Below are 24,561 nucleotides of genomic sequence, written 5' to 3' on the forward strand. Positions count from 1 at the left end.
CGGACGAAACCGGGCCCCTCCGTGCGCGGGCTCCTGGCCGGGTGGTGCCTGCGGTGCTCAGCCCATGTCGAACGTCGCCGGGTCCGGGCCCAGGCGCCGGTCCTCGTTCAGCGCGCTGATCGCCGCGAGGTCCTCGGTGTCCAGCGTGAAGCCGAAGACGTCGATGTTCTCCGCGATGCGGGACGGCGTCACGGACTTCGGGATCACGATGTTGCCGAGCTGGAGGTGCCAGCGCAGGACGACCTGGGCCGGGGTGCGGCCGTGCTTCTGGGCGATGGCCACGATCGCCGGCACCTCCAGCAGGCCCTTGCCCTGGCCGAGCGGGGACCACGCCTCGGTGGCGATGCCCTGCTGTGCGTGGTACTCGCGGGCGGCGTGCTGCTGAAGGTGCGGGTGCAGCTCGATCTGGTTGACGGCCGGGACGACCGACGTCTCGCCGATCAGCCGCTCCAGGTGCTCCGGCAGGAAGTTGGACACGCCGATGGCACGGACGCGGCCCTCGGCGTGCAGCTTCTCGAACGCCTTGTACGTGTCGACGTAGCGGCCCCGCGACGGCAGGGGCCAGTGGATCAGGTACAGGTCCACGTACTCCAGGCCGAGCTTGGCGAGCGAGGTGTCGAAGGCGCGCAGCGTGGCGTCGTAACCCTGGTCGCTGTTCCACAGCTTCGTGGTGACGAAGAGGTCCGCACGCGGGATGCCGGAGGCGGCGAGGGCCTTGCCGGTGCCCTCCTCGTTGCCGTAGATCGCCGCTGTGTCGATGCTGCGGTACCCGGCCTCCAGCGCCGTCGCGACGGCCGTCTCGGCCTCGTCGTCGGGCACCTGCCAGACGCCGAAGCCCAGCTGGGGCATCTCGACGCCGTTGTTCAGGGTGATCGGGGGGACCTTGCTGCTCACGAGCTCTTGATCCTTCGGTTGTGGTCAGGTGGTGCTCCCATGGTCAACGATCACGGGCCGCGATGCATTCCTGACCGGCGAAGTCATGCTCTGTACAGTGCCTCGACCTCGTCGGCGTAGGCCTTCTCGATGGCCCGGCGCTTCAGCTTCAGGGACGGGGTCAGCAGCCCGTGCTCCTCGGTGAAGGGCTGGGCGAGGATGCGGAAGGTGCGGATGGACTCGGCCTGCGAGACCAGCGTGTTCGCCGCGACGACCGCCCGCCGCACCTCGGTCTCCAGGTCGGCGTCGTGCACCAGGTCGGCCGGTGACATCCGGGGCTTGTTGCGCATCGTCAGCCAGTGGTCGACCGCCTCCTGGTCGAGGGTGACGAGGGCCGCGACGTACGGCCGGTCGTTGCCCACCACGATGCACTGGTTGACCAGCGGATGGTCCCGCACCCGCTCCTCCAGTACACCGGGCGAGACGCTCTTGCCGCCGGAGGTCACCAGGATCTCCTTCTTGCGGCCGGTGATGGTGAGGTAGCCGTCCTCGTCCAGCGCGCCCAGGTCGCCGGTGGCCAGCCAGCCGTCGTGCAGGGCCTCGTCGGTGGCCTTGGGGTTGTTGAGGTAGCCCTGGAAGACGTTGTCGCCGCGCAGCCAGATCTCGCCGTCGTCCGCGATGTGCACGGTGACGCCGGGGACGGGACGGCCGACGGTGCCGTAACGGGTGCGCTCGGGGGGGTTGGCGGTGGCCGCCGCCGTGGACTCGGTCAGGCCGTAGCCCTCGTAGATCTGCACGCCCGCGCCGGCGAAGAACAGCCCGAGCCGCCGGTCCATCGCCGAGCCGCCGGACATGGCGTTGCGGATGCGTCCGCCCATCGCGGCCCGCACCTTGCCGTAGACGAGCTTGTCGAAGAGCTGGTGCTGCATGCGCAGGCCCGCCGAGGGACCCGGGCCGATGCCCCAGGCCTTCGCCTCGACCGCCTCCGCGTACTTCACCGCCACGTCGACGGCCTTCTCGAAGGGACCGGCCTTCCCCTCCTTCTCGGCCTTGCGCCGGGCCGCGTTGAACACCTTCTCGAAGATGTACGGCACGGCCAGGATGAAGGTCGGCCGGAACGCGGCCAGGTCGGGCAGCAGCGCGGCGGCGTTGAGCTGCGGCTGGTGGCCGAAGCGGACCCGGCCGCGGATCGCCGCGACCTCCACCATCCGTCCGAAGACATGGGCGAGCGGCAGGAACAGCAGCGTCGCCGCCTCGTCGCCCTTCTTGGAGTGGAACACCGGCTCCCAGCGCTCGATGACGGTGTCCGCCTCGTACATGAAGTTGCCGTGCGAGATGACGCAGCCCTTGGGGCGGCCCGTGGTGCCCGAGGTGTAGATGACGGTGGCGACCGAGTCCGGTGTGACCGCCTTGCGGTGCCGGTGCACCACCTCGTCGTCGAGGTGGGCGCCGGCCTCGTAGAGTTCCTGGACGGCCCTCGCGTCGAGCTGCCACAGCCGGCGCAGGTGCGGCAGCCGGCCGATCACGGTGGCGATCGTCATCGCGTGGTCCTCGTGCTCCACGATCGCGGCGGTGACCTCGGCGTCGTACAGCATCCAGAAGCACTGCTCGGCCGAGGAGGTCGGGTAGACGGGCACCACCTGGGCGCCGATCGTCCACAGGGCGAAGTCGAAGAGCGTCCACTCGTAGCGGGTCCGGGACATGATCGCGACCCGGTCGCCGAAGCGGACGCCCTGGGCGAGCAGGCCCTTGGCGAGGGCCAGGACCTCGTCGCGGAACGCGCCGGCGGTGACGTCCCGCCACCGTCCGGTCTCGTCCTTGCGGCCCAGTGCGATGTGCTGCGGATCCTCCCGGGCATGCCGGAAGACCACGTCGGCCAGACCGCCCACCGGTGGTGGCAACGCCGACGGAGGGCTCGTGAACTCGCGCAAACCCCGCTCCCCGCTCCTGGTGACGCCCCTCACAGCGCGGTGAAAGCTACCCCACGCCGGGCGGGCACGGGAGGGGCGCGAGAATCGAACGGGGCTCATGTCCGCGCTGGTCAGCGCCGGAAAATGCGCTCACATGGGGAAGGGTCGGACAGATTCCTGACGGTTGAGTAAGTTTCGGTGCCGTAATCTCCACCGAATCTGTACGACCCGCTTACCCCCGGCAGGGGTGCTCGCGGCCGCCCTCACCCCCTTCAGCGCGAGCACCGCGGATTCCGTCACACCCGCCTCCCGTCCGGGCCCTTCGGCGTGGATCATCACGGCGCCGCGGACCCTGGCGCGCGCGTCTGCCGCGTCGTCGTCGGTGGCCGGCTCCCCCGCGCTCGGCTCGGCTCGCGCGGGACCCGTTTCAACGGCACCGCACCTCAGGGCCGGCCTGACCGGAACGGCAGGCGTCGGCGCCGGTCGGGCCGCTCCCGGCTATCCGAGGCCCGCGCGCCGGGGCCGGTGCAGCCGGTCGCCGCCGGCCAGGATCGCGGCCGCGAGCGCGTCCGCCGCTTCCTGCGCGGACGTACGGCGGCGGCCGTGGACCAGCACGAAGTCGACCGCGCCGAGCTCCGGCAGGCCGGCCCGCTCCGGCACCCGCACCAGGCCGGGCGGGATCAGTCCCCGGGAGTGCGCCATCACGCCGAGGCCCGCGCGGGCGGCGGCGATCAGGCCGTTGAGGCTGCCGCTGGTGCACGCGATGCGCCACTCGCGGCCCTGCCGCTGCAGCGCGTCCAGCGCCAGCGCCCGGGTGATGCCCGGCGGCGGATAGACGATGAGCGGCACCGGACGGTCCGGATCCAGCCGCAGCCGCTCCGCGCCGATCCACACCAGCCGGTCGCGCCGGACCGGCTCGCCCTGCGGGTCCTCGGGGCGGCGCTTGGCCAGCACCAGGTCCAGCTTCCCGGCGGCCAGCTGCTCGTGCAGCGTGCCCGACAGCTCCACCGTCAGTTCCAGGTCGACCTCGGGATGGTCGTGCCGGAAGCCCTCCAGGATCTCGGGCAGGCGGGTCAGCACGAAGTCCTCGGACGCCCCGAACCGCAGCCGTCCGCGCAGCCGCGTGCCGGTGAAGAAGGCCGTGGCCTGCTCGTGCACCTCCAGGATCCGGCGGGCGAAGCCCAGCATCGCCTCGCCGTCCTCGGTCAGCTCCACCGAATGGGTGTCCCGGGTGAACAGCAGCCGGCCGGTGGCGTCCTCCAGGCGCCGCACGTGCTGGCTCACCGTCGACTGGCGCAGCCCGAGCCGGTGTGCGGCCTGCGTGAAGCTCAGCGTCTGGGCCACGGAGAGGAAGGAGCGCAGATGCGAGGGGTCGTACACGGTCCCAGGTTATCGCGACACGTGATGACAGTGAGAGCGGTGTACGGGATTCCCGATCGAATGAGGCGGGAGCACGATGGAGAGGGGACCCACGGCCCCCGCACCGCACGAACGAGTCCCCGAGCGAACGAGCAAGTGGAGCACTGTGAGACCCCTGCGATGGCCGCGCCGGCTGCCGGTCGACCCGTACATCCTGCTGCTGCTCGGGACGGTGGGCCTCGCGGCACTGCTGCCGGCGCGCGGCACCGGCGCGGACGTCGCCTCCGGTGCCTCCACGGCCGCGATCGCGTTCCTCTTCTTCCTCTACGGCGCCCGGCTCTCCACCCGTGAGGCGCTGGACGGGCTGAAGCACTGGCGGCTCCACGTCACCGTGCTGGCCTGCACCTTCGTCGTGTTCCCGGTGCTGGGCCTCGCGGCCCGGGGACTCGTCCCGGTGTTCCTGACCCATCCCCTCTACCAGGGCCTGCTCTTCCTGACGCTGGTGCCGTCGACCATCCAGTCGTCGATCGCCTTCACCTCCATCGCCCGCGGCAACGTGCCCGCCGCTATCTGCGCGGGCTCCTTCTCCTCGCTGGTGGGCATCGTCGTCACACCGCTCCTGGCCGCCGCCCTGCTCGGCGGCAGCGGCGGCGGGTTCTCCGCCGACTCGCTGCTGAAGATCGTGCTGCAGCTGCTGGTGCCGTTCGCCGCCGGGCAGGTGCTGCGCCGCGGGATCGCGGGCTTCGTCGCCCGGCACAAGAAGGTCCTCGGGCTCGTCGACCGCGGCTCGATCCTCCTGGTCGTCTACACCGCGTTCAGCGAGGGCATGGTCCAGGGCATCTGGCACCAGGTGAGCCCCGTCCGGCTGGCCGGCCTGCTGGCCGTGGAGGCCGTGCTGCTCGCCGTGATGCTGCTGCTGACCTGGTACGGCGCCAAGGCGCTGCGCTTCGGCCGGGCGGACCGGATCGCGATCCAGTTCGCGGGCTCGAAGAAGTCCCTCGCCTCCGGGCTGCCCATGGCGAGCGTCCTGTTCGGCGCCCACGCCTCGCTGGCCGTGCTGCCCCTGATGCTCTTCCACCAGATGCAGCTGATGGTGTGCGCGGTCATCGCCAGGCGCCGCTCCCACGACGCCCCCGAGGACGCCGGCCCCGGGGAGCCGGCCGCGCCGCCACGGACGGCGGTCGGCACCGGACCGCGCACCGGCTGACAGGCGCCGCGGCGAAGGACGCCCGGGCACGTCAGGCGCCGGTGTCCACCCGGTCCAGGGGCAGCCACAGGACGGTGTTCCGGGCGGCCGTGGCCGGGTCCCCGGCGGTGATCTCCTCGTCGGTCAGCGCCCGGTTCCAGACCCGCACCTCGTCGATCGCGCCCCTGAAACGGGCCCGGCCGTCCACGCGTTCGCCGATGTGCACGCCGAACGGCGAGTTCCGGCTGACCGAGCCGGGCACGTCCGGCGCGCTCACCGACGTCCCGTCCACGAACAGCGTGAGCCGCCCGCCGCCGCGCCGCAGTGCCACATGGTGCCAGCGGCCGTCGTTGTACGCGCCGGCGGCGCGCACGTACGCCGACCGCGGCGCCGCCGCGCCGTCCCGTGCCGTGATCAGACCCTGGACCCGGCCGCTGCCGGGCTCGGCCCGCAGCCACACCTGGGGCTGCCGGGTGCCGACGCCGCCCATCCACAGCAGGGGCTGCTCCCCGTCGGCGGCGGTGTACCGGAACCACAGCGAGGCGGTGAAGTCCCCGGCCCCGAGCGGAAGCCGGTCCCGGTACGGCAGGCGTACGGCGTCGTCGGCGCCGTCGAAGGCGAGCGCGCCGCCCGCCGCGCCGTCCGCCGCCGGGGCGGCGCCGCCGAGCACGGCCGCGGGCGCCGCGCCCCGGGCGAGGTCGGCGGTGGTGGGGTCCGGGCCCCGGCGGGGGCGCAGCCAGTCCTCGGTGAAGCGGGCGAAGCGGATCTCGTCGCGGGCGTCCACCGCGCCGGCCTCGTACAGCAGGCCCACGGTCGCCTCGTCGACCGCGGTCATGTCGGAGTAGCCGGACCAGTCCCGGGTGACGACCGTGCCGCGGTCCACGCCGTCCCAGCTCGCGCCGCCGTCGTAGGAGGACCGGATCGTCATCGTGCGGCGGCGGTCGGGGTCGGCCGGGGCGGACAGCAGCAGCCGGTCGCCGAGGCGGAGCACGGAGCCCTGCACCTGCGGGGTGTACAGGTCCGGCAGGGCCCGGAAGGGGGCGGCGAAGCTGTCGCCGCCGTCGTGGCTGACGGCCTGGGTGCGGTGGCCGAGGTCGGCGCCCTCCTCTTCCCGTCCGCTGACCAGGAGCGAGCCGTCGGCGCGCTCGGTGAGGGTCAGTTCGGACGGCTTCTGCCGGAAGGTGCCGTCGGCGGCGACCGGCCAGGTGTCGGTGGCCCCGACCCGCCAGTGATCGCCGCCGTCGTCGCTGACGAGGAGCGCCGCGTGGTTGCCGGTGACCCGGTCGCCGTCCCAGGTCTCGGCGTTGACGCCGAGGACGAGGCGTCCGGCACGGCGGCCGCCGGTGAGCTGTACACCGTGCACGGGGCCGGTGGCGTACCAGGCGTTCCAGCCGGGCGGCCGGACCTCCGCGCTCAGGTCGCGCGGTGTCGACCAGGTGAGTCCGTCGTCGTCGCTGTACTGCAGGTGGGGGACGCGCTCGCAGGGCACCGCGCAGTTCTCGGCGTCCGTGCGGCCGGCGTTGTAGGTCTCGGCCAGCAGGATCCGGCCGGTGGCGCGGTCGACGACCGGGGCCGGGTTGCCGTGCGTGTCGCCGCCGCCCTCGTTGACGACCCGCAGCGGGCCCCAGGTGCGTCCGCCGTCGGTGGAGCGTCTGAGGACGATGTCGATGTCGGCCGCGTCCCCGCAGTTGAGGGCGCGGCCCTCGGCGAAGGCGAGGAGGGTGCCGCGGGTCGTCCGCACGAGGGCCGGGATGCGGAAGCAGGCGTAGCCCGGCTCCCGGGCCGCGTCGAAGAGGACCTGCTGCTCGAACCGCGGAGCGCGGCCGGCGGACCGGGCGTGCGCGGACGGCGGCGAGGCGGCCGCCGCGGCCGTCGTCGCCAGGGCCAGCAGGGCGGCGAGGGCGGTCAGGGGGGATCCCGGGCGGGTGCGGGGAGGTGACGGCATGGACGGTCTGCCCTTCGGGCGGCTGGTCGGGAGCCGGTGATCAGGAGATCACGGAGCGACGGCGTTCCCCGCCGGTACGCCCGCCGGATCGCGTGCGTGTCGCCCGGGCGGCCTCGGCGTTCAGGGAACGAGGACCACCTTCCCGAGGTTGCGGCGCGACGTGACGACCTCGTGCGCCCCGGCCGCCTCCGCCGGCCCGAACCGCCCGTGCACGACGGGCCGGAGCGCACCGTCCGCGAACAGGTCCCACAACTCCCGGCGCCACGCCTCGTACAGCCGGGGTTCCTCACGGGCGATCCGCGCGATCTGAAGACCCGTCATCGTCCGCGCACCCACCAGCAGGTCGTACGCCCGTACGGTCCCGCCGCCCGAGCCGTACGCCACCAGCCGCCCGCCCGCCGCGAGGGCGCCGACGGCCGGGGCGAGCACCTCCCCGCCGACCGCGCCGAGGACGGGCGCAGTCGACGGGCCCGCCCCCGTCGTCGTAGACCACCATGTGGACCGAACCCGCCGCACGCCGTCGTGAGACGGGGCCCCTGCGGCGCAGGGGGCGCTCCCCGCCGGTCGGGGCCCCGTCGCCGTGCCGCGGGGAACCGCGTCAGCCCTGGGCGGCCGCGGCCCGCAGGGCGATGCGGTCCTCGCCCGCGTACACGTTCATGGAACCGCCCCGCAGGAAGCCCACCAGCGTCAGGCCCGTCTCGGCGGCCAGGTCCACCGCGAGCGACGAGGGCGCCGACACCGCCGCCAGCACCGGGATGCCGGCCATCACGGCCTTCTGCGCCAGCTCGAAGGAGGCCCGGCCGGACACCAGCAGGATCGAGCGGGACAGCGGCAGGTCCCCGTTCTGCAGGGCGCGGCCGACCAGCTTGTCGACCGCGTTGTGCCGGCCGACGTCCTCGCGGACGTCCACCAGTTCCCCGTCCTCGGTGAACAGGGCCGCCGCGTGCAGGCCGCCGGTGCGGTCGAAGACCCGCTGGGCCGCCCGCAGCCGGTCGGGCAGGCCGGCCAGCAGCTCCGGCTCGACGCGGACCGGGGGCGTGTCGGCGATGGGCCACCGGGCCGTCGTACGGACCGCGTCCAGGCTCGCCTTGCCGCACAGGCCGCAGGACGATGTCGTGTAGACGTTCCGCTCCAGGGTGATGTCCGGGATCGCCACGCCCGGGGCGGTCTTGACGTCCACCACGTTGTACGTGTTGGAGCCGTCGACCGTGGCGCCCGCGCAGTAGACGATGTTCTGCAGGTCGCCCCGCTCGGCGAGCACGCCCTCGCTCACCAGGAACCCGGCGGCCAGCGCGAAGTCGTCACCCGGAGTGCGCATCGTGATCGCGAGCGGCTTGCCGTTCAGCCGGATCTCCAGCGGTTCCTCGGCGACGAGCGTGTCCGGGCGGGTGGAGACCGCCCCGTCCCGAATGCGGATCACCTTGCGTCGTTCCGTGACTCGTCCCATGTCCGTGCCCCTCGTACCGGTCAGTCCCGGTTCTGTACGTGCTGGTAGCCGAAGCGGCCCTTGATGCACAGGTTGCCGTGGGTCACCGGGTTGTCGTGCGGCGAGGTGACCTTCACGATCTCATTGTCCTGCACGTGGAGCGTGAGGTTGCAGCCCACGCCGCAGTACGCGCACACCGTGGTCGTCTCCGTCTGCCGTGACTCGTCCCAGGTGCCCGCCGCGCGCATGTCGAACTCGGACTTGAACGACAGGGCCCCGGTGGGGCACACCTCGATGCAGTTGCCGCAGTAGACGCACGCCGAGTCGGTCAGCGGGGCGTCGTGCTCGACGGCGATCCGGGCGTCGAAGCCGCGGCCGGAGACGGAGATGGCGAAGGTGTTCTGCCACTGGTCGCCGCAGGCGTCCACGCATTTGTAGCAGAGGATGCATTTGCCGTAGTCCCGCACGTACAGGTCGTTGTCGACCCGGGGTTCCTCGTCGAGACGGGCGGCGTCCGGGCCGAAGCGGTCGGGCTTCGCCTCGTACTCCTTGATCCACTGCGCGGCCGGGGGCGTCGTGGACAGGTCGACCGAGGAGGCGAGCAGTTCCAGGACGACCTTGCGGCTGTGCCGGGCGCGCTCGGTGTCCGTGCGCACCTCCATGCCCGGCTCGGCCTTGCGGGAGCAGGCCGGGACGAGGGTGCGGGAGCCCTCGACCTCCACCACGCACACCCGGCAGGCGTTCTTCGGGGCGAGCGTGTCGCCCTGGCACAGGGTCGGCACCTCCTTCCCGGCGGCCCGGCAGGCGTCGAGGATCGTCGACCCCTCCGGCACCCGGGCCTCCTGTCCGTCGAGCGTGAACTCCACCAGCCGGCGCGGCACTCCGAGCGGTATCGCGGTCATTCGTACGCCCCCAGACGGTCGATGGCGGATTCCACGGCGTTCCACGCGGTCTGGCCCAGACCGCAGATCGAGGCGTCCCGCATCGCGCGGCCCACCTCCCTGAGCAGCGCGATGTCGTCCGCCGCGGCCGCACCCGTGCGGTCCGCGATCCGGCGCAGCGCCTCCTCCTGGCGCACGGTCCCGATCCGGCACGGCACGCACTGCCCGCACGACTCGTCGCGGAAGAACTCCGCGATGCGCAGCAGCAGCCGGGGGAGCGGAACCGTGTCGTCGAAGGCCATGACGACCCCCGAACCGAGCGTCGTGCCCGCCTCACGCGTCCCCTCGAAGGTGAGCGGGACGTCCAGTTCGTCGGGCCGTACGAAGCCGCCCGCCGCCCCGCCGAGCAGCACCGCCCGCAGCCCCTCGCGGACCCCGGCCAGCTCCAGCAGCTCGCCCAGCGTCGCGCCGAACGGCAGCTCGTAGACGCCGGGGCGCTCCACGCTGCCCGACACGCAGTACAGCTTGGGCCCGGTGGACCGTCGCGTGCCGATCGCCGCGTACGCGGCGGCGCCCATGGTCAGGATCGGCAGCACGTTGACCAGCGTCTCGACGTTGTTCTCCACCGTGGGCTTGCCGAACAGACCCTTCTCCACGGGAAACGGCGGCTTGGAGCGCGGTTCGCCCCGGTAGCCCTCGATGGAGTTGAACAGGGCCGTCTCCTCACCGCAGATGTACGCGCCCGCGCCCCGCCGGATCTCGATGTCGAAGGCGTAGCCCTGGCCGAGCACGTCGTCGCCGAGCAGACCCCTGGCGCGCGCCTGCTCGATCGCGTGGCGCATGCGGTGCGTCGCCCGCGGATACTCGCCGCGCAGGTACAGGTAGCCTTTGTGCGCGCCGGTAGCGTACGCCGCGATCGTCATCGCCTCGACCAGCGCGTACGGGTCGCCCTCCATCAGGACGCGGTCCTTGAAGGTGCCCGGCTCGGATTCGTCGGCGTTGCAGACGAGGTAGTGCGGGTGGTCGGGCCGGGACGCCGTGGCCTGCCACTTGCGGCCCGTCGGGAACGCGGCGCCGCCGCGGCCGAGCAGGCCGGAGTCGGTGACCTCACGGATCACCGCGGCGGGGCCCAGCTCGAAGGCGCGGCGCAGGGCCGTGTAGCCGCCGTGGGCCCGGTAGTCGTCGAGGGAGCCGGGGTCGACGGTGCCGATGCGTTTCAGCAGGGTCAGGGTGGGGTCGCCCGCCTGGGGGACCGCCGTGGTGGGTGGGGGTTCGGTGCGGGCGGTCTCGGGTGCGGTGGCCGCTTGGACGGTGGTGTCAACGGTGGCGGGGGCGCAGACGGCGGTGGCCCGTAGGGTGTTTCGCCCCCGCCGCCCCTTCCCGTTCCCGGCCCCGGGGGCTGCCGCCCCCGGACCCCCGCTTCGGCCCTGACGGGCCTCGTCCTCAAACGCCGGACGGGCTGGATCTTCCCCTGCACGTATCACCAGTGCCGCCGGTGCCCGCTCGCACAGACCCAGGCACGGGCTGCGCTCGACCCGCACCCCGCTCTCCGGCCCCAGCCGCGCCTCGGCGCCCGCGCACAGCTCCGGCGCCCCGGCCGCCGTGCACGCGAGGTCGGTGCACAGGTACAGCACGGTCGCGGGGCGGGGACGCACCGAGAACATCGCGTAGAAGGTGGCCACCCCGTACGCCTCCGCCGGCGGCACCGTCAGCCGCCGGCACAGGTAGTCCAGGGCACCCTCACTGATCCAGCCGACCCGGTCGTTCAGGGCGTGCAGCCCCGGCAGCAGCAGGTCGCGGCGGTCGCGGGCCTCCCGGCCGCCGCGCGCCCACCGCAGGTCGGCGTCGGTCCGGTCGGCGCCCTCCCAGGAGGACTCCGGTGGTCCCAGCAGGGCGTCCACGGCCGCCCGTTCGTCGTCCGTCGGCTTGCTGTCGCCGAAGTGCAGGTCCACCTGTGCTCACCTCACGTGTGTCGCAGCCGGCAGCTTCTCGATCCGGATCGCCGACGCCTTGAACTCCGCCGTCCCGGCGATCGGGCAGTTGGCCTCGATCGTCAGCCGGTTGGTGTCCACCTCGTCGGGAAAGTGGAAGGTCATGAAGGCGAGCCCGGGCCGCAGCGCCGTGTCGATCCACACGGGCGCGACGACCGACCCGCGCCGCGAGGCGACCCGCACCTGTTCGCCGACCACCACCCCGTAGCGCTCGGCGTCCTCGGGGCACAGCTCGACCGCCTCGCCGCGCCTGAGCGGGGAGGCGTAGCCGCCGCTCTGCACACCGGTGTTGTAGGAGTCCAGCCGCCGGCCGGTGGTCAGCCGGATCGGGTACTCCTCGTCGGTGAGGTCCACGGGCGGGTCGTGCCGCACGATCCCGAAGGGGGCGGGCCTGCCCCGCCGGTCCGGGTCCGGGTCCCACAGCCGGCCGTGCAGGTACGTGGGTTCGAGGCCGTCGGTGCTGGGGCAGGGCCACTGGATGCCCTGGTGCTCCGCGAGGCGTTCGTACGTCATTCCGTAGTGGTCCGGGGAGAGCGACCTCAGCTCGTTCCAGACGGCCTCGGCGTCGGCGTACTTCCAGTCGTGGCCGAGTCGGGCGGCCAGGTCGCAGAGGATGTCGATGTCCTCGCGGGCCTCGCCGGGCGGGGAGACCGCCCTGCGGACGCGCTGGACGCGCCGCTCGCTGTTGGTGGTGGTGCCGTCGGTCTCCGCCCAGCCGGCCGTCGCCGGGAGGACCACGTCGGCCAGTTCGGCGGTCTTCGTCAGGAAGATGTCCTGCACGACGAGGAAGTCGAGCGCCTTCAGCCGCCTCACGGCCTGCTCGCTGTCCGCCTCCGACTGGGCCGGGTTCTCGCCGATGCAGTACACGGCCCGCAGCGAGCCGTCCTCCATGGCCTCGAACATCTCCGTCAGGTTCAGCCCGTAGCTCGGCTGGATGACCGTGTCCCAGGCCGACTCGAACTTCAGCCGGACGTCCGCGTCGAGGATGTCCTGGAAGCCCGGCAGGCGGTTGGGGATCGCCCCCATGTCGCCGCCGCCCTGCACGTTGTTCTGGCCGCGCAGCGGCTGCAGGCCCGAGCCGTAGCGGCCGACGTGGCCGGTGAGCAGGGAGAGGTTGATCAGCGCGCGGACGTTGTCGGTGCCGTTGTGGTGCTCCGTGATGCCGAGGGTCCAGCACAGCTGGGCGCGCTCGGCGCGGGCGTAGGCGTGCGCCAGCTCACGGATGGCGGCGGCCGGCACGCCCGTCACCTTCTCGGCGAGGGACGGCGTCCACGGCTCGACGAGCGCCCGGTACTCCTCGAAGCCCGTCGTCGCCCGCTCGATGAACGCCTCGTTGGCCAGTCCCGCGTGGATGATCTCGCGGCCGATGGCGTGGGCCATCGGGATGTCGGTGCCCACGTTCAGGCCGAGCCAGCTCTCCGCCCACTCGGCGGTGGAGGTGCGGCGCGGATCGACGGCGTACATGCGGGCGCCGTTCCGTATCCCCTTCAGCACGTGCTGGAAGAAGATCGGATGCGCGAAGCGGGCGTTGGAGCCCCACATCACGATCACGTCCGTGTGCTCGATCTCCTCGTACGAGGACGTGCCCCCGCCCGAGCCGAAGGCCGCCGACAGGCCCGCGACGCTCGGTGCGTGGCAGGTGCGGTTGCAGGAGTCGACGTTGTTGGTGCCCATGACGACCCGGGCGAACTTCTGGGCGACGTAGTTCATCTCGTTCGTGGCGCGGGCGCACGAGAACATCCCGAACGCGCCCTGGGCCGCCCGAAGGCCCCGGGCCGTGCGGTCCAGGGCCTCCTCCCAGGTCGCCCGGCGGAAGGGCGCGTCGCGCGAGTCCCGGACGAGCGGGTGGGTGAGCCTGGTGTAGGTCTTCGTGCTCCGGTCGCGTTTCCTCATGCGGCGCTCCTCAGCGCGAGCAGGTCCGACAGGGCGTGCACGGTGCGCAGGGTGGGCACCGGCACCCCGGTGATCTCCGCCAGTTCGACGACGGCCGCCAGCAGGACGTCGAGTTCCAGCGGCTTGCCGCGCTCCAGGTCCTGGAGCGTGGAGGTGCGGTGGTCGCCGACCTTCTCGGCGCCCGCGAGCCGGCGCTCGATGGAGACGCCGACCTCGCAGCCGAGGGCCGCGGCGACCGCCAGCGTCTCGGCCATCATCGTCTCGATGACCCGGCGGGTCCCGCCGTGCCGGCACATCTGCCCCATGGTGGCGCGGACCAGGGCGCTGATCGGGTTGAAGGAGATGTTCCCCAGCAGCTTCAGCCAGATGTCGCTGCGCAGCTCCGGCTCCACCGGGCACTTCAGGCCGCCGGCCCGCATCGCCTCGGCGAACGCCAGACAGCGCGCCGAGACGCTGCGGTCGGGTTCGCCGAGGGAGAACCGGGTGCCTTCCACGTGCCGTACGACGCCGGGCTCCTGAAGTTCGGTGGCCGCGTAGACGACGCAGCCGACGGCCCTCTCGGGCGCGAGCACCGCACTGACCGCGCCGTCCGGGTCCACGCTCTGCAGCCGGTGGCCGTCGTACGGGCCGCCGTGCCGGTGGAAGTACCACCAGGGGATGCCGTTCTGGGCGGCGACGATTGCCGTGGTGCCGTGCAGCAGCGGCTCGATCAGCGGCCCGCACGCCGCGTACGAGTTGGCCTTCAGCCCCAGGAAGACATAGTCGACCGGGCCGACCTCGGCCGGGTCGTCGGTGGCGCGCGGGCGCGCGGTGAAGTCGCCGCGCGGGCTGCGCACCCGTACTCCGTGCCGCCTCATGGCCGCCAGATGCGGTCCACGGGCGATGAGATGGACGTCGGCGCCCGCGCGGTGCAGCGCGGCGCCGACGTAGGCGCCGATCGCTCCGGCGCCGAGGACTGCGACTTTCATGGCGATCCAGCTCCGTCCGGCCGAGGGTTACCGAGGAACTGCCGACACGATGACAAGCCTGTCGACGAAATATTGTCTACAGTATGGAGGTTGGGCCAGCAAGGCTTCGCGCAAGCACCACCGGCAGTTGTCTTCTCAACCGCTTTCTCTCTGCCTACGGTTGGGGACCCATGAGTCCCCCCGTCGCACCCCCGGGCTGGAGCCGCTGGCTCGTTCCCCCCGCCGCACTCTCCGTCCACCTCTCCATCGGGCAGGCGTACGCCTGGTCCGTGTTCAAACCGCCCCTGGAGTCCGCGCTCGGTCTCAGCGGCACGCAGAGCGCGCTGCCCTTCCAGCTCGGCATCGTCATGCTCGGTCTGTCCGCCGCGTTCGGCGGCACGCTCGTGGAACGCAACGGGCCCCGCTGGGCCATGACCGTCGCCCTCGTCTGCTTCTCGTCCGGCTTCCTGCTCTCCGCGCTCGGTGCGGCGAGCGAGCAGTACTGGCTGATCGTCCTCGGCTACGGCTTCGTCGGCGGGATCGGCCTCGGCATCGGCTACATCTCGCCCGTCTCGACGCTCATCAAATGGTTCCCGGACCGGCCCGGCATGGCCACCGGCATCGCCATCATGGGCTTCGGCGGCGGGGCGCTGATCGCCTCGCCGTGGTCGGCCCGGATGCTGGAGTCGTTCGGCGCCGACAACACCGGGATCGCGCTCGCCTTCCTCGTGCACGGGCTGTCGTACGCCGTCTTCATGCTGCTGGGCGTGCTGCTGGTGCGGGTGCCGCGCACCCCCGGGGCGGCGGACGGCTCACCGGCCCCGCTCGAAGGGGTCCAGGTCTCGGCGCGCAGCGCCGTGCGCACCCCGCAGTTCTGGCTGCTGTGGATCGTGCTGTGCATGAACGTCACCGCCGGCATCGGGATCCTGGAGAAGGCCGCGCCCATGATCACGGACTTCTTCGCCGACACCTCCACACCGGTGTCGGCGACGGCCGCCGCCGGGTTCGTGGCGCTGCTGTCGGCGGCCAACATGGCCGGCCGCATCGGCTGGTCGTCGGCCTCCGACCTGATCGGCCGGAAGAACATCTACCGCGTCTACCTCGGCGCCGGCGCGCTGATGTACGCGCTGATCGCCCTGTTCGGCGACTCCTCCAAGCCCCTGTTCGTGCTGTGCGCCCTCGTCATCCTCTCCTTCTACGGCGGCGGCTTCGCCACGGTCCCCGCCTACCTCAAGGACCTCTTCGGCACCTACCAGGTCGGCGCGATCCACGGGCGGCTGCTCACCGCCTGGTCCACCGCCGGGGTCCTCGGGCCGCTGATCGTGAACTGGATCGCCGACCGGCAGGAGGAGGCCGGCCGGCACGGCTCGTCCCTGTACGGGATGTCGCTGGTCATCATGATCGGGCTGCTGGTCGTCGGCTTCGTCGCCAACGAACTCGTCCGGCCGGTGCACGCCCGGCACCACGTTTCCGCCCCGGCACCGAAGGAGGCCGCCGATGTCCCACGACAGCAGCCCGAGTCCGCCTGACCTGCCCGGCCGCCGGCCGCTGATCGCCTTCGCCTGGCTCTGGGTGGGGGCCCCGCTCGCCTACGGGCTCTACGAGCTGGTCCGCAAGGCGACCCAGCTGTTCACGGGGTGAGGCGTCCGGGCGCCCGTGGACGCTGACCGAAGCCGACAAGGCGGGCGCCCGATTCCTGTCGCTTCACCTGCCGTCGTACCCGTCGGTCACTGATCAGACTGGTGGATCCCGCAACCCGAGGACCAGGGGGATTCCACCATGCACGGCTCGCGCATCACCGCCGTCGGCCACTACCAGCCCGCCGGGATTCTCACCAACGAGGACCTGGCGGGCAGGGTCGACACCAGCGACGAGTGGATCAGGAGCCGGGTGGGGATCCGTACCCGCCGCATCGCCGGGCCCGACGAGCCGGTGGACGAGCTGGCCGGCCACGCCGCCGCCAAGGCACTGGCGGCGGCCGGGCTGGCGCCGGCGGACGTGGACCTGGTGCTGGTCGCCACCTCCACCGCCATCGACCGCTCCCCGAACACCGCCGCCCGCGTCGCCGCCCGCCTCGGCATCCCCGGGCCCGCCGCGATGGACGTCAACGTGGTGTGCGCCGGCTTCACCCACGCCCTGGCCACCGCCGACCACGCCGTGCGCGCGGGCTCCGCGACCCGCGCCCTGGTCATAGGCGCCGACAAGATGTCCGACGTGACCGACTGGACCGACCGCACCACCTGCGTGCTGGTCGGCGACGGGGCGGGGGCCGCCGTCGTGGAGGCCGCCGGCCCGGGCCGGGAGCCGGGGATCGGACCCGTGCTGTGGGGGTCCGTGCCCGAGATGGGGAACGCCGTGCGCATCGAGGGCACGCCGCCCCGGTTCGCGCAGGAGGGGCAGAGCGTCTACCGCTGGGCGACCACACGGCTGCCCGCCATCGCGCGTCAGGTCTGCGAGCGCTCGGGAGTGGAGCCGGCCCAGCTCGCCGCCGTCGTCCTGCACCAGGCCAACCTGCGCATCATCGAGCCCCTCGCCGAGAAGATCGGCGCCGTGAACGCCGTCGTCGCCCGCGACGTCGTCGACTCCGGCAACACCTCGGCGGCGAGCATCCCCCTCGCCCTGTCCAAGCTGGTGGAACGCGGCGAGATCGGCACCGGAGACCCGGTGCTCCTCTTCGGCTTCGGCGGCAACCTCTCGTACGCCGGACAGGTCGTCCGCTGCCCGTAGGCCGGCCATGCGAGCCGCCAGGCGGCGCCGGGCGGGGTGTGACGCGTCCTACTCCCCGCCGCTCTGGCCACTGTGCGCCGTAGACTGTAGACGATAGACAACGGATACTCAGTGCCACGCGGACCCGGCCCCGGCTTCGCCCGCTCCCGCCGCGGCCGCCGCGCGTCGACCACGAGGGGGACCGATGTTGTCCGCAGGACTGCCGCAGGGCGCGGTGCCCAGGCTCGAACGGCCCGGTCCGCTGCGGGACCGTGTCTATGAGGCGCTGCTCGAACTCATCACCACCCGCGCCCTCCAGCCCGGCCAGCACCTCGTCGAAAGCGAACTCGCCGGTCACCTCGGCGTGTCCCGGCAGCCCGTGCGGGAGGCCCTGCAACGCCTGAACACCGAGGGATGGGTCGATCTTCGCCCCGCCCAGGGCGCGTTCGTGCACGAGCCGACGGAGGAGGAGGCCGACCAGCTCCTGACGGTCCGTACGCTGCTGGAGGCCGAGGCCGCCCGGCTCGCCGCCGCGGCCGCGGACAGTGCCGGCGTGGCCGCCCTGGAGGAGCTGTGCGAGCAGGGCGAGCAGGCCGTCGCCGCCGACGACGTGGACGCCGCGGTCGCCCTCAACGCCCGCTTCCACGCCAAGATCATGGAGCTGGCCAGCAACGCGGTCCTCGCCGAACTCGCGGCGCAGGTCGACCGCCGGGTGCGCTGGTACTACACGCCGATCGCCCGGCAGCGCGGCCGGCAGTCCTGGATCGAGCACCGCCGGCTGATCGCCGCGATCGACGACCGGGACGAACAGCGCGCGACACGGCTCATGCGCGAACACACCGAGCACACCCGGCAGTCGTACCACGCACGCGCGAAGTCCTGACCCCGGCGCCGCCTTCCGGGCCGCTCGGCGACGTGCCGGGCGGCCCTCTTCGTGCCCGGCAGAAGGGGGCATCCGACGCGTCTTTGTCCTCTCAGTGGAGAAAGTCGGCAGGAATTCGTGCGCGACTTCTTCCCAGCCCCGTCGTCCGCTGCTACGTTCCCTTCGAAAGCAAGCCACGGACGCGGCCGAAAAGCGGCGCGCACAAGCCGATTGAGGCGGGGAGGGGCTCGTGAGACGGATGACGGCGCGACCCGCGAACGCCCATCAGGCCCGGTTGCTCCAGCTGCTGCGTGACGGCGGCCCCAACTCCCGCGCCCAGCTGGGCGACCAGGTCGACCTGTCCCGGTCCAAGCTGGCCGTGGAGGTGGACCGCCTGCTGGAGACGGGGCTGGTCGTGGCCGACGGACTCGCCGCCTCCCGCGGCGGGCGCCGTTCCCACAACATCCGCCTCAACCCCGGCCTGCGCTTCCTCGGCGTCGACATCGGCGCCACCTCGGTCGACGTCGCCGTCACCAACGCCGAGCTGGAGATCCTCGGGCACATCAACCAGCCCATGGACGTACGCGAGGGACCCGTCGCGGTCTTCGAGCAGGTGCTGTCCATGGCCGCGAAGCTCAGGGCCTCCGGGCTCGCGGAGGGCTTCGACGGCGCCGGCATCGGGGTCCCGGGGCCGGTCCGCTTCCCCGAGGGCGTGCCGGTGGCTCCGCCGATCATGCCGGGCTGGGACGGCTTCCCCGTGCGGGAGGCGCTCAGCCAGGAACTCGGCTGCCCGGTCATGGTCGACAACGACGTGAACCTGATGGCGCTGGGGGAGCAGCACGCGGGCGTCGCCCGCACCGTGCACGACTTCCTCGTCGTCAAGATCGGCACCGGCATCGGCTGCGGCATCGTCGTCGGCGGTGACGTCTACCGCGGCACGACGGGCAGCGCGGGCGACATCGGGCACATCCAGGCCGTGCCCGACGGACGTCCGTGCGCCTGCGGCAACCGGGGCTGTCTGGAGGCCCACTTCAGCGGCGCGGCACTGGCCCGCGACGCCACGGAGGCCGCCCAGCAGGGCCGTTCGGCCGAACTCGCCGGCCGGCTGGAGGCGAACGGCGGCCTCAGCGCCGCCGACGTCGCCGCCGCGGCCGCCGCGGGCGACGCCACCGCGCTCGACCTGATCCGGGAGGGCGGCCGGAGCACCGGCCAGGTCATCGCCGGCCTGGTCAGCTTCTTCAACCCGGGTCTCGTGGTGATCGGCGGCGGGGTGACCGGACTCGGCCACAACCTGCTCGCCGCGATCCGCACCCAGGTCTACCGCCAGTCGCTGCCGCTCGCGACCGGCAACCTGCCCATCGTCCTTGGGGAACTGGGCCCCACCGCCGGAGTCATCGGCGCGGCCCGGCTGATCAGCGACCACCTGTTCTCACCCGCGTAACAGCTCAGTCGTACCCGCAGCACAGTCGTACCCGCAGCACACCAGCACCTCCGCAAGCGCACCACTCCGTCCCGCACCGCCCCACCGCGCACCGCCCTGCCCGTATCACCCCACCGCGTACCACTCTGTCCGCGCCGCCCCACCGTGCTCCGCCCTGCCCTGACACCGGCCCGTACGCCCGCCGAGGGGACCACACATGGCTCCAGAACCACCGCTGCTCAGCATGTCCGGAATCACCAAGTCCTTCCCCGGAGTCCGGGCCCTGGACGGCGTCGACCTCGACGTCCAGGCCGGTGAGGTGCACTGCCTGCTCGGCCAGAACGGCGCCGGCAAGTCCACCCTCATCAAGGTGCTGGCCGGCGCCCACCAGCCCGACACCGGCACCATCCGCTGGCGCGGCGAGGACGTCACCCTGCGTTCGCCCATCGCCGCCATGCGCCTCGGCATCGCCACCATCTACCAGGAACTCGACCTGGTGGAGCACCTGTCGGTCGCCGAGAACGTCCACCTCGGCCACGAGCCGACGACCGCCGGTTTCGTCGTACGGGGGCGGGCGGCCAGGGCCTCGACGGCCCAGCTGCTCGCAAGGCTGGGGCACCCGGAGATCGATCCCGGGCGGCTGGTCGGCGAACTGTCGGCGGCACAGCAGCAGATCGTGTCCATGGCGCGGGCGCTCTCCCACGACGTACGGCTGATCGTGATGGACGAGCCGTCCGCCGCCCTGGACCCGGACGAGGTCGACAACCTCTTCCGGATCGTCGCCGACCTCACCGCCGAGGGCGTCGCCGTCGTCTACATCTCGCACCGCCTGGAGGAGATCCGCCGCATCGGCGACCGGGTCACCGTCCTGAAGGACGGCCGGGCCGTCGCGGGCGGGCTGCCTGCCAAGGAGACGCCCACCCGCGAGGTGGTCGCGCTCATGACCGGACGCAACGTCGAGTACGTCTTCCCCGACCGGCCGGCCTCGGCACCACAGGGCGAACCCGTGCTCAGCGTGCGGGGGCTGTCCCGGGACGGCGAGTTCGCCGCCCTCGACCTGGAGGTCCGCCCGGGGGAGATCGTCGGCCTCGCCGGACTCGTCGGCTCCGGCCGCTCGGAGATCCTGGAGACGGTCTACGGGGCCCGCAAGCCCTCCACCGGCCAGGTCCTCGTCGACGGCCGGCCGCTCAGGCCGGGCAGCGTGCGCGCCGCCGTCCGCGCCGGGCTCGGGCTCGCCCCCGAGGAGCGCAAGGCACAGGCGCTGCTGATGCTGGAGTCCGTCACCCGCAACGTGTCGGTCTCCTCCATGTCCCGCTTCGCCCGCGGCGGCTGGATCGACCGGGGCGCCGAGCTGGGCGCGGCCCGCGCGGCGACGCGTGAGCTGTCGCTCAGGCCCGACAACCCGTCCGTGCCCGTGCGCACCCTGTCCGGCGGCAACCAGCAGAAAGCCGTCCTGGCCCGCTGGCTGCTGCGCGGCTGCCGCGTCCTGCTCCTCGACGAACCCACCCGCGGCGTCGACGTCGGCGCCCGCGCCGAGCTGTACGCGGTCATCCGCCGCCTCGCCGACGAGGGCCTCGCCGTCCTGCTGGTCTCCAGCGAGGTGCCCGAGGTACTGGGCCTCGCCGACCGCGTGCTGGTACTGCGCGAGGGCCGCGTCGTGCACGAGGCGCCCGCCCGCGAACTCGACGAACACCGCGTACTCGACCTCGTGATGGAAGGAAGCCCGGCGTCATGACGCAGCACGTGTCCCCGCCACGGGGCGGCACCGGCAAGGCCGCACCGGTGGACGGGCCGCCCGCCTGGCGGGGCCTGTTGGCCCGCGCCGACGTCCGCACCCTCTCCCTGCTCGGCGTCCTCGCCGTACTGGTCCTGATCGGCGGGATCACCAAGCCCGACGAATTCCTCGACACCCGCAACCTGCAGCTCGTCCTCACCCAGGCGTCCGTCATCGGCGTCGTCACCGTCGGCATGACCTTCGTGATCATCTCCGGGGGCATCGACCTGTCCGTCGGCGCGATCGTCGCGCTGGCCTCGGTGTGGGCGACCACGGTCGCCACGCAGGAGTACGGGTTCTTCGGCATCCTGTTCACCGCGATCGTGGTGGGCGTCGGCTGTGGACTGGTCAACGGCGTGCTCATCGCCTACGGCGCGATGGTGCCGTTCATCGCCACCCTCGCCATGCTGGCCTCGGCCCGCGGACTCGCCCTGCAGATCACCGACGGCCGGACCCAGATCGTGACGGTCGAAGGCATCCTCGACCTCGGCGAGCGGGACTCCTACGTCCTCGGCATCCCGCCCCTGGTCCTGGTCTTCGCGGCCGTCACCGTCGTCGGCTGGCTCGTGCTCAACCGGACCACCTTCGGCCGCCGCACCGTCGCGGTCGGCGGCAACGCGGAGGCCGCCCGGCTCGCCGGCATCGACGTCCGCCGCCAGCGGCTCTACCTCTACCTGCTGTCGGGGCTGTGCTGCGGCATCGCCGCCTTCCTGCTGATCGTCCTGTCCGGATCCGGCCAGAACACCAACGGCAACCTGTACGAACTGGACGCCATCGCCGCCGCGATCATCGGCGGCACCCTGCTCAGCGGCGGCCGCGGCACCATCGTCGGCTCCGTGCTCGGCGTCCTGATCTTCACCACGATCACCAACATCTTCGCCCTGAACAACCTGCAGACCGACGTCCAGCAGATCGCCAAGGGCGCGATCATCGTCGCTGCCGTGCTGGTCCAGCGCCGTACCGCAAGCACGCCTTGAGGAGAGGGTTCACCGTCATGACAGAGCTCACGAGCCGCAGAGGACTGCTCTTCGGAGCCGCCGCCGTGTCCGCCGGTGCCTTCCTCACCGGGTGCACGAGCAACGAGTCGTCCGACGACGACAAGCCGGCCGCGAACGACCAGCCGGCCGCCGACGACAAGCCCGGCAAGCCGGTCACCATCGGCTACGCCGGTCCGCAGGCCGACCACGGCTGGCTCAACGCCATCAACGACAACGCCAAGAAGCGCGCCGAGAAGTACTCGGACGTCACCCTCGAAGTCACCGAGGGCTCCAACGACACCGCCCAGCAGATCGGCCAGATCGAGACCCTCATCAACAAGAAGGTCGACGTCCTGGTGGTGCTGCCCGCCGACGGCAAGGCGCTCACCCAGGTCGGGCTGAAGGCGATGCGCGCGGGCATCCCGGTCGTCAACCTCGACCGGATCTTCAACACCCCGCAGGCCTACCGCTGCTGGATCGGCGGCGACAACTACGGCATGGGCCTGAACGCCGGTCACTACATCGGGGAGAAGCTCAAGGACAAGGCCGACGCCCGTGTCGTCGAGCTGGCCGGCCTGGACAACCTGGAGCTGACCAAGCAGCGCACCCAGGGCTTCGACGACGCCCTGAAGAACTACCCGAACATCAAGAAGGTGGCCCGCCAGGCCGCCGACTTCACCGTCGAGTCAGGGCAGGCCAAGATGGCCCAGCTCCTGCAGGCCCAGTCGAAGTTCGACGCCCTGTGGAACCACGACGACGACCAGGGCGTCGGCGCGCTGCGCGCCATCGAGCAGGCCGGACGCGACGACTTCCTGATGGTCGGCGGAGCGGGTGCGCTCTCCGCCTTCCAGGCCATCAAGCAGGACAACGGCGTACTGAAGGCGACCGTCCTGTACCCGCCGACCATGGCCGCCTCCGCGATCGACCTCGCGCGCGCCCTCGGACAGGGCAAGGGCATCGGCGGCATGGCCGAGTACGAGATCCCCGCGTCGATCACGCTGTACTCGGCCGTCGTCGACAAGGACAACGTCGACCAGTACATGTCCACCGGCTTCAAGTGAGGCCCGCCGTCCCGCCGGGCCTGACCAGCCCGGCGGGGCGGGGCCCACCCCCCACCGCGCCACCACGACGAGGAGGACATCCGCATGGGACAGCCGCAGCAGCCCGAGGGGGCCGAGGCGGAGGCAGCAGCCACCGGGACCGGGACCGCGGCCACGGGGGCGTCCGCGTCCAGACCGCCGCTGCGGGTCGGCATGGTCGGCTACGCCTTCATGGGCGCCGCCCACTCCCAGGGCTGGCGCACCGCCGGCCGGGTCTTCGACCTGCCCCTGAACCCGCAGCTGACCGCGATCTGCGGCCGGGACGCCGACGCCGTGCGCGCCGCCGCCGACCGGCACGGCTGGGCGAGCACCGAGACCGACTGGCGGGCCCTGGTGGAGCGGGACGACATCGACCTCGTCGACATCTGCACCCCCGGCGACAGCCACGCCGAGATCGCGCTGGCCGCGCTGGCCGCCGGCAAGCACGTACTGTGCGAGAAACCGCTGGCCAACACCGTCGCCGAGGCCGAGGCCATGGTGCGCGCCGCCGAAGAGGCGGCCGAGCGCGGCCAGTTGGCGATGGTCGGCTTCAACTACCGCCGGGTGCCCGCCACCGCGCTGGCCCGGCGGATGGTCGCCGAGGGCAGGATCGGCCGGCTGCGGCACGTCCGGGTGACCTACCTCCAGGACTGGCTGGTCGATCCCCAGGCCCCGCTGACCTGGCGGCTGCGCAAGGAACTGGCCGGCTCCGGATCGCTCGGCGACCTCGGCGCGCACATCGTCGACCTGGCGCAGTACCTGACGGGGGAGCGGCTGGCCGGCGTCTCCGCCCTCACCGAGACCTTCGTACGCCGGCGTCCGCTGCCCGGCGGTGCGGCGGTCGGCCTGTCCGCGGTGTCGGCGGACGGCACCACCGGCGAGGTCACGGTGGACGACGCCGCCGTGTTCACCGGCCGCTTCACCTCCGGCGCCCTCGCCTCCTTCGAGGCCACCCGGTACGCCACCGGCCGCAAGAACGCGCTGCGCATCGAACTCAACGGCGAGCGCGGCTCGCTCGCCTTCGACCTGGAGCGGCTCAACGAGCTGTCGTACCACGACGGCACGGAGCCCGGGGCGCACGCCGGCTTCCGCCGCATCCTCGTCACCGAACCCGACCACCCCTACCTGGACGCCTGGTGGCCGCCGGGCCACGGCCTCGGCTACGAGCACACCTTCGTCCACCAGGCCCGCGACCTCGTGCACGCCGTGGCCGAGGGCCGCCGGCCCGAACCCTCCTTCGCCGACGGTCTGCAGGTGCAGCGCGTGCTCGCGGCCGTGGAGGAGAGCGCAGAGAAGAACTCCGTCTACACCCCGATAGCCGTCTGAGGAGGC

At 72.5% G+C, this 24,561-nt stretch carries 19 protein-coding genes and 1 pseudogene; 10 read left to right on the plus strand and 10 right to left on the minus strand.

The features are described from left to right. Positions 1-57: 57 nt before the first annotated feature. From H0H10_RS06130 to H0H10_RS06140, 3 genes are all read right to left on the minus strand, one after another. On the minus strand, positions 58-894 hold the full coding sequence (locus H0H10_RS06130) for an aldo/keto reductase (protein ID WP_309141733.1): 837 nt from the start codon (positions 892-894) through the stop codon (positions 58-60). Positions 895-977: 83 nt separating this feature from the next. Beyond that, positions 978-2,804, minus strand: coding sequence for an AMP-dependent synthetase/ligase (locus tag H0H10_RS06135; RefSeq protein WP_188179797.1), 1,827 nt, complete (start codon positions 2,802-2,804; stop codon positions 978-980). 477 nt (positions 2,805-3,281) lie between these two features. Continuing rightward, on the minus strand, positions 3,282-4,163 hold the full coding sequence (locus tag H0H10_RS06140) for a LysR substrate-binding domain-containing protein (protein ID WP_188179798.1): 882 nt from the start codon (positions 4,161-4,163) through the stop codon (positions 3,282-3,284). Between the two features lie 172 nt (positions 4,164-4,335). On the opposite strand from H0H10_RS06140, the gene H0H10_RS06145 reads away from it, so the two are divergent. Beyond that, positions 4,336-5,349 carry a bile acid:sodium symporter family protein gene (locus tag H0H10_RS06145; protein ID WP_223179457.1) on the plus strand — a complete coding sequence of 338 codons (1,014 nt, stop codon included), beginning with the start codon at positions 4,336-4,338 and terminating at the stop codon, positions 5,347-5,349. Between the two features lie 31 nt (positions 5,350-5,380). On the opposite strand, the gene H0H10_RS06150 is transcribed toward H0H10_RS06145, so the two are convergent. The 7 genes and pseudogenes from H0H10_RS06150 to H0H10_RS06180 all read right to left on the minus strand — a co-directional run bounded on the left by H0H10_RS06150 (position 5,381) and on the right by H0H10_RS06180 (position 14,432). Continuing rightward, positions 5,381-7,273, minus strand: coding sequence for an exo-alpha-sialidase (locus tag H0H10_RS06150; RefSeq protein WP_188179800.1), 1,893 nt, complete (start codon positions 7,271-7,273; stop codon positions 5,381-5,383). A gap of 120 nt (positions 7,274-7,393) precedes the next feature. Further along, positions 7,394-7,726 (minus strand): annotated as a pseudogene (locus tag H0H10_RS06155) (zinc-binding dehydrogenase); the annotation flags it as partial. A gap of 145 nt (positions 7,727-7,871) precedes the next feature. Then, positions 7,872-8,720 (minus strand): formate dehydrogenase accessory sulfurtransferase FdhD, encoded by an 849-nt coding sequence (fdhD, locus tag H0H10_RS06160; RefSeq protein ID WP_188179801.1) that lies wholly within the window; start codon positions 8,718-8,720, stop codon positions 7,872-7,874. Positions 8,721-8,740: 20 nt separating this feature from the next. Next, positions 8,741-9,601: a 2Fe-2S iron-sulfur cluster-binding protein gene (locus H0H10_RS06165; protein WP_188179802.1), complete on the minus strand. Its 861-nt coding sequence runs from the start codon at positions 9,599-9,601 to the stop codon at positions 8,741-8,743. Next, the gene (locus H0H10_RS06170; RefSeq protein ID WP_188179803.1) at positions 9,598-11,532 is read right to left on the minus strand and encodes an NADH-ubiquinone oxidoreductase-F iron-sulfur binding region domain-containing protein; all 1,935 of its coding nucleotides are present in this window, start codon (positions 11,530-11,532) and stop codon (positions 9,598-9,600) included. Before H0H10_RS06170 ends, H0H10_RS06165 begins: the two co-directional genes overlap by 4 nt. A gap of 6 nt (positions 11,533-11,538) precedes the next feature. Further along, on the minus strand, positions 11,539-13,464 hold the full coding sequence (locus H0H10_RS06175) for a molybdopterin oxidoreductase family protein (protein WP_188179804.1): 1,926 nt from the start codon (positions 13,462-13,464) through the stop codon (positions 11,539-11,541). After that, entirely contained in the window at positions 13,461-14,432 is a 972-nt protein-coding gene (locus H0H10_RS06180) for a 2-dehydropantoate 2-reductase (protein ID WP_188179805.1), read from the minus strand. The genes H0H10_RS06175 and H0H10_RS06180 overlap by 4 nt, the downstream gene beginning before the upstream one ends. Before the next feature lie 170 nt (positions 14,433-14,602). On the opposite strand from H0H10_RS06180, the gene H0H10_RS06185 reads away from it, so the two are divergent. From H0H10_RS06185 to H0H10_RS06225, 9 genes are all read left to right on the plus strand, one after another. Beyond that, positions 14,603-15,940 carry an OFA family MFS transporter gene (locus H0H10_RS06185; RefSeq protein WP_188179806.1) on the plus strand — a complete coding sequence of 446 codons (1,338 nt, stop codon included), beginning with the start codon at positions 14,603-14,605 and terminating at the stop codon, positions 15,938-15,940. Next, positions 15,909-16,052, plus strand: a complete 144-nt coding sequence (locus tag H0H10_RS06190) for an MFS transporter small subunit (protein ID WP_188179807.1) — start codon at positions 15,909-15,911, stop codon at positions 16,050-16,052. Before H0H10_RS06185 ends, H0H10_RS06190 begins: the two co-directional genes overlap by 32 nt. Positions 16,053-16,190: 138 nt before the next feature. Next, positions 16,191-17,138 carry a beta-ketoacyl-ACP synthase III gene (locus tag H0H10_RS06195; RefSeq protein ID WP_188179808.1) on the plus strand — a complete coding sequence of 316 codons (948 nt, stop codon included), beginning with the start codon at positions 16,191-16,193 and terminating at the stop codon, positions 17,136-17,138. Between the two features lie 184 nt (positions 17,139-17,322). Further along, positions 17,323-18,000 (plus strand): GntR family transcriptional regulator, encoded by a 678-nt coding sequence (locus H0H10_RS06200; RefSeq protein ID WP_188179809.1) that lies wholly within the window; start codon positions 17,323-17,325, stop codon positions 17,998-18,000. Between the two features lie 238 nt (positions 18,001-18,238). Then, positions 18,239-19,420, plus strand: a complete 1,182-nt coding sequence (locus tag H0H10_RS06205; RefSeq protein ID WP_188179810.1) for an ROK family transcriptional regulator — start codon at positions 18,239-18,241, stop codon at positions 19,418-19,420. Positions 19,421-19,616: 196 nt separating this feature from the next. After that, the gene (locus H0H10_RS06210) at positions 19,617-21,134 is read left to right on the plus strand and encodes a sugar ABC transporter ATP-binding protein (RefSeq protein ID WP_188179811.1); all 1,518 of its coding nucleotides are present in this window, start codon (positions 19,617-19,619) and stop codon (positions 21,132-21,134) included. Next, positions 21,131-22,150 (plus strand): ABC transporter permease, encoded by a 1,020-nt coding sequence (locus H0H10_RS06215; protein ID WP_188179812.1) that lies wholly within the window; start codon positions 21,131-21,133, stop codon positions 22,148-22,150. The genes H0H10_RS06210 and H0H10_RS06215 overlap by 4 nt, the downstream gene beginning before the upstream one ends. Before the next feature lie 17 nt (positions 22,151-22,167). Beyond that, entirely contained in the window at positions 22,168-23,211 is a 1,044-nt protein-coding gene (locus tag H0H10_RS06220) for a substrate-binding domain-containing protein (protein ID WP_188179813.1), read from the plus strand. A gap of 84 nt (positions 23,212-23,295) precedes the next feature. Next, on the plus strand, positions 23,296-24,555 hold the full coding sequence (locus H0H10_RS06225; RefSeq protein WP_188179814.1) for a Gfo/Idh/MocA family protein: 1,260 nt from the start codon (positions 23,296-23,298) through the stop codon (positions 24,553-24,555). The last annotated feature ends 6 nt before the right edge of the window (positions 24,556-24,561 follow it).

Origin of the sequence: Streptomyces griseicoloratus (assembly GCF_014534645.1) — a bacterium.
Classification (GTDB): domain Bacteria; phylum Actinomycetota; class Actinomycetes; order Streptomycetales; family Streptomycetaceae; genus Streptomyces; species Streptomyces griseicoloratus.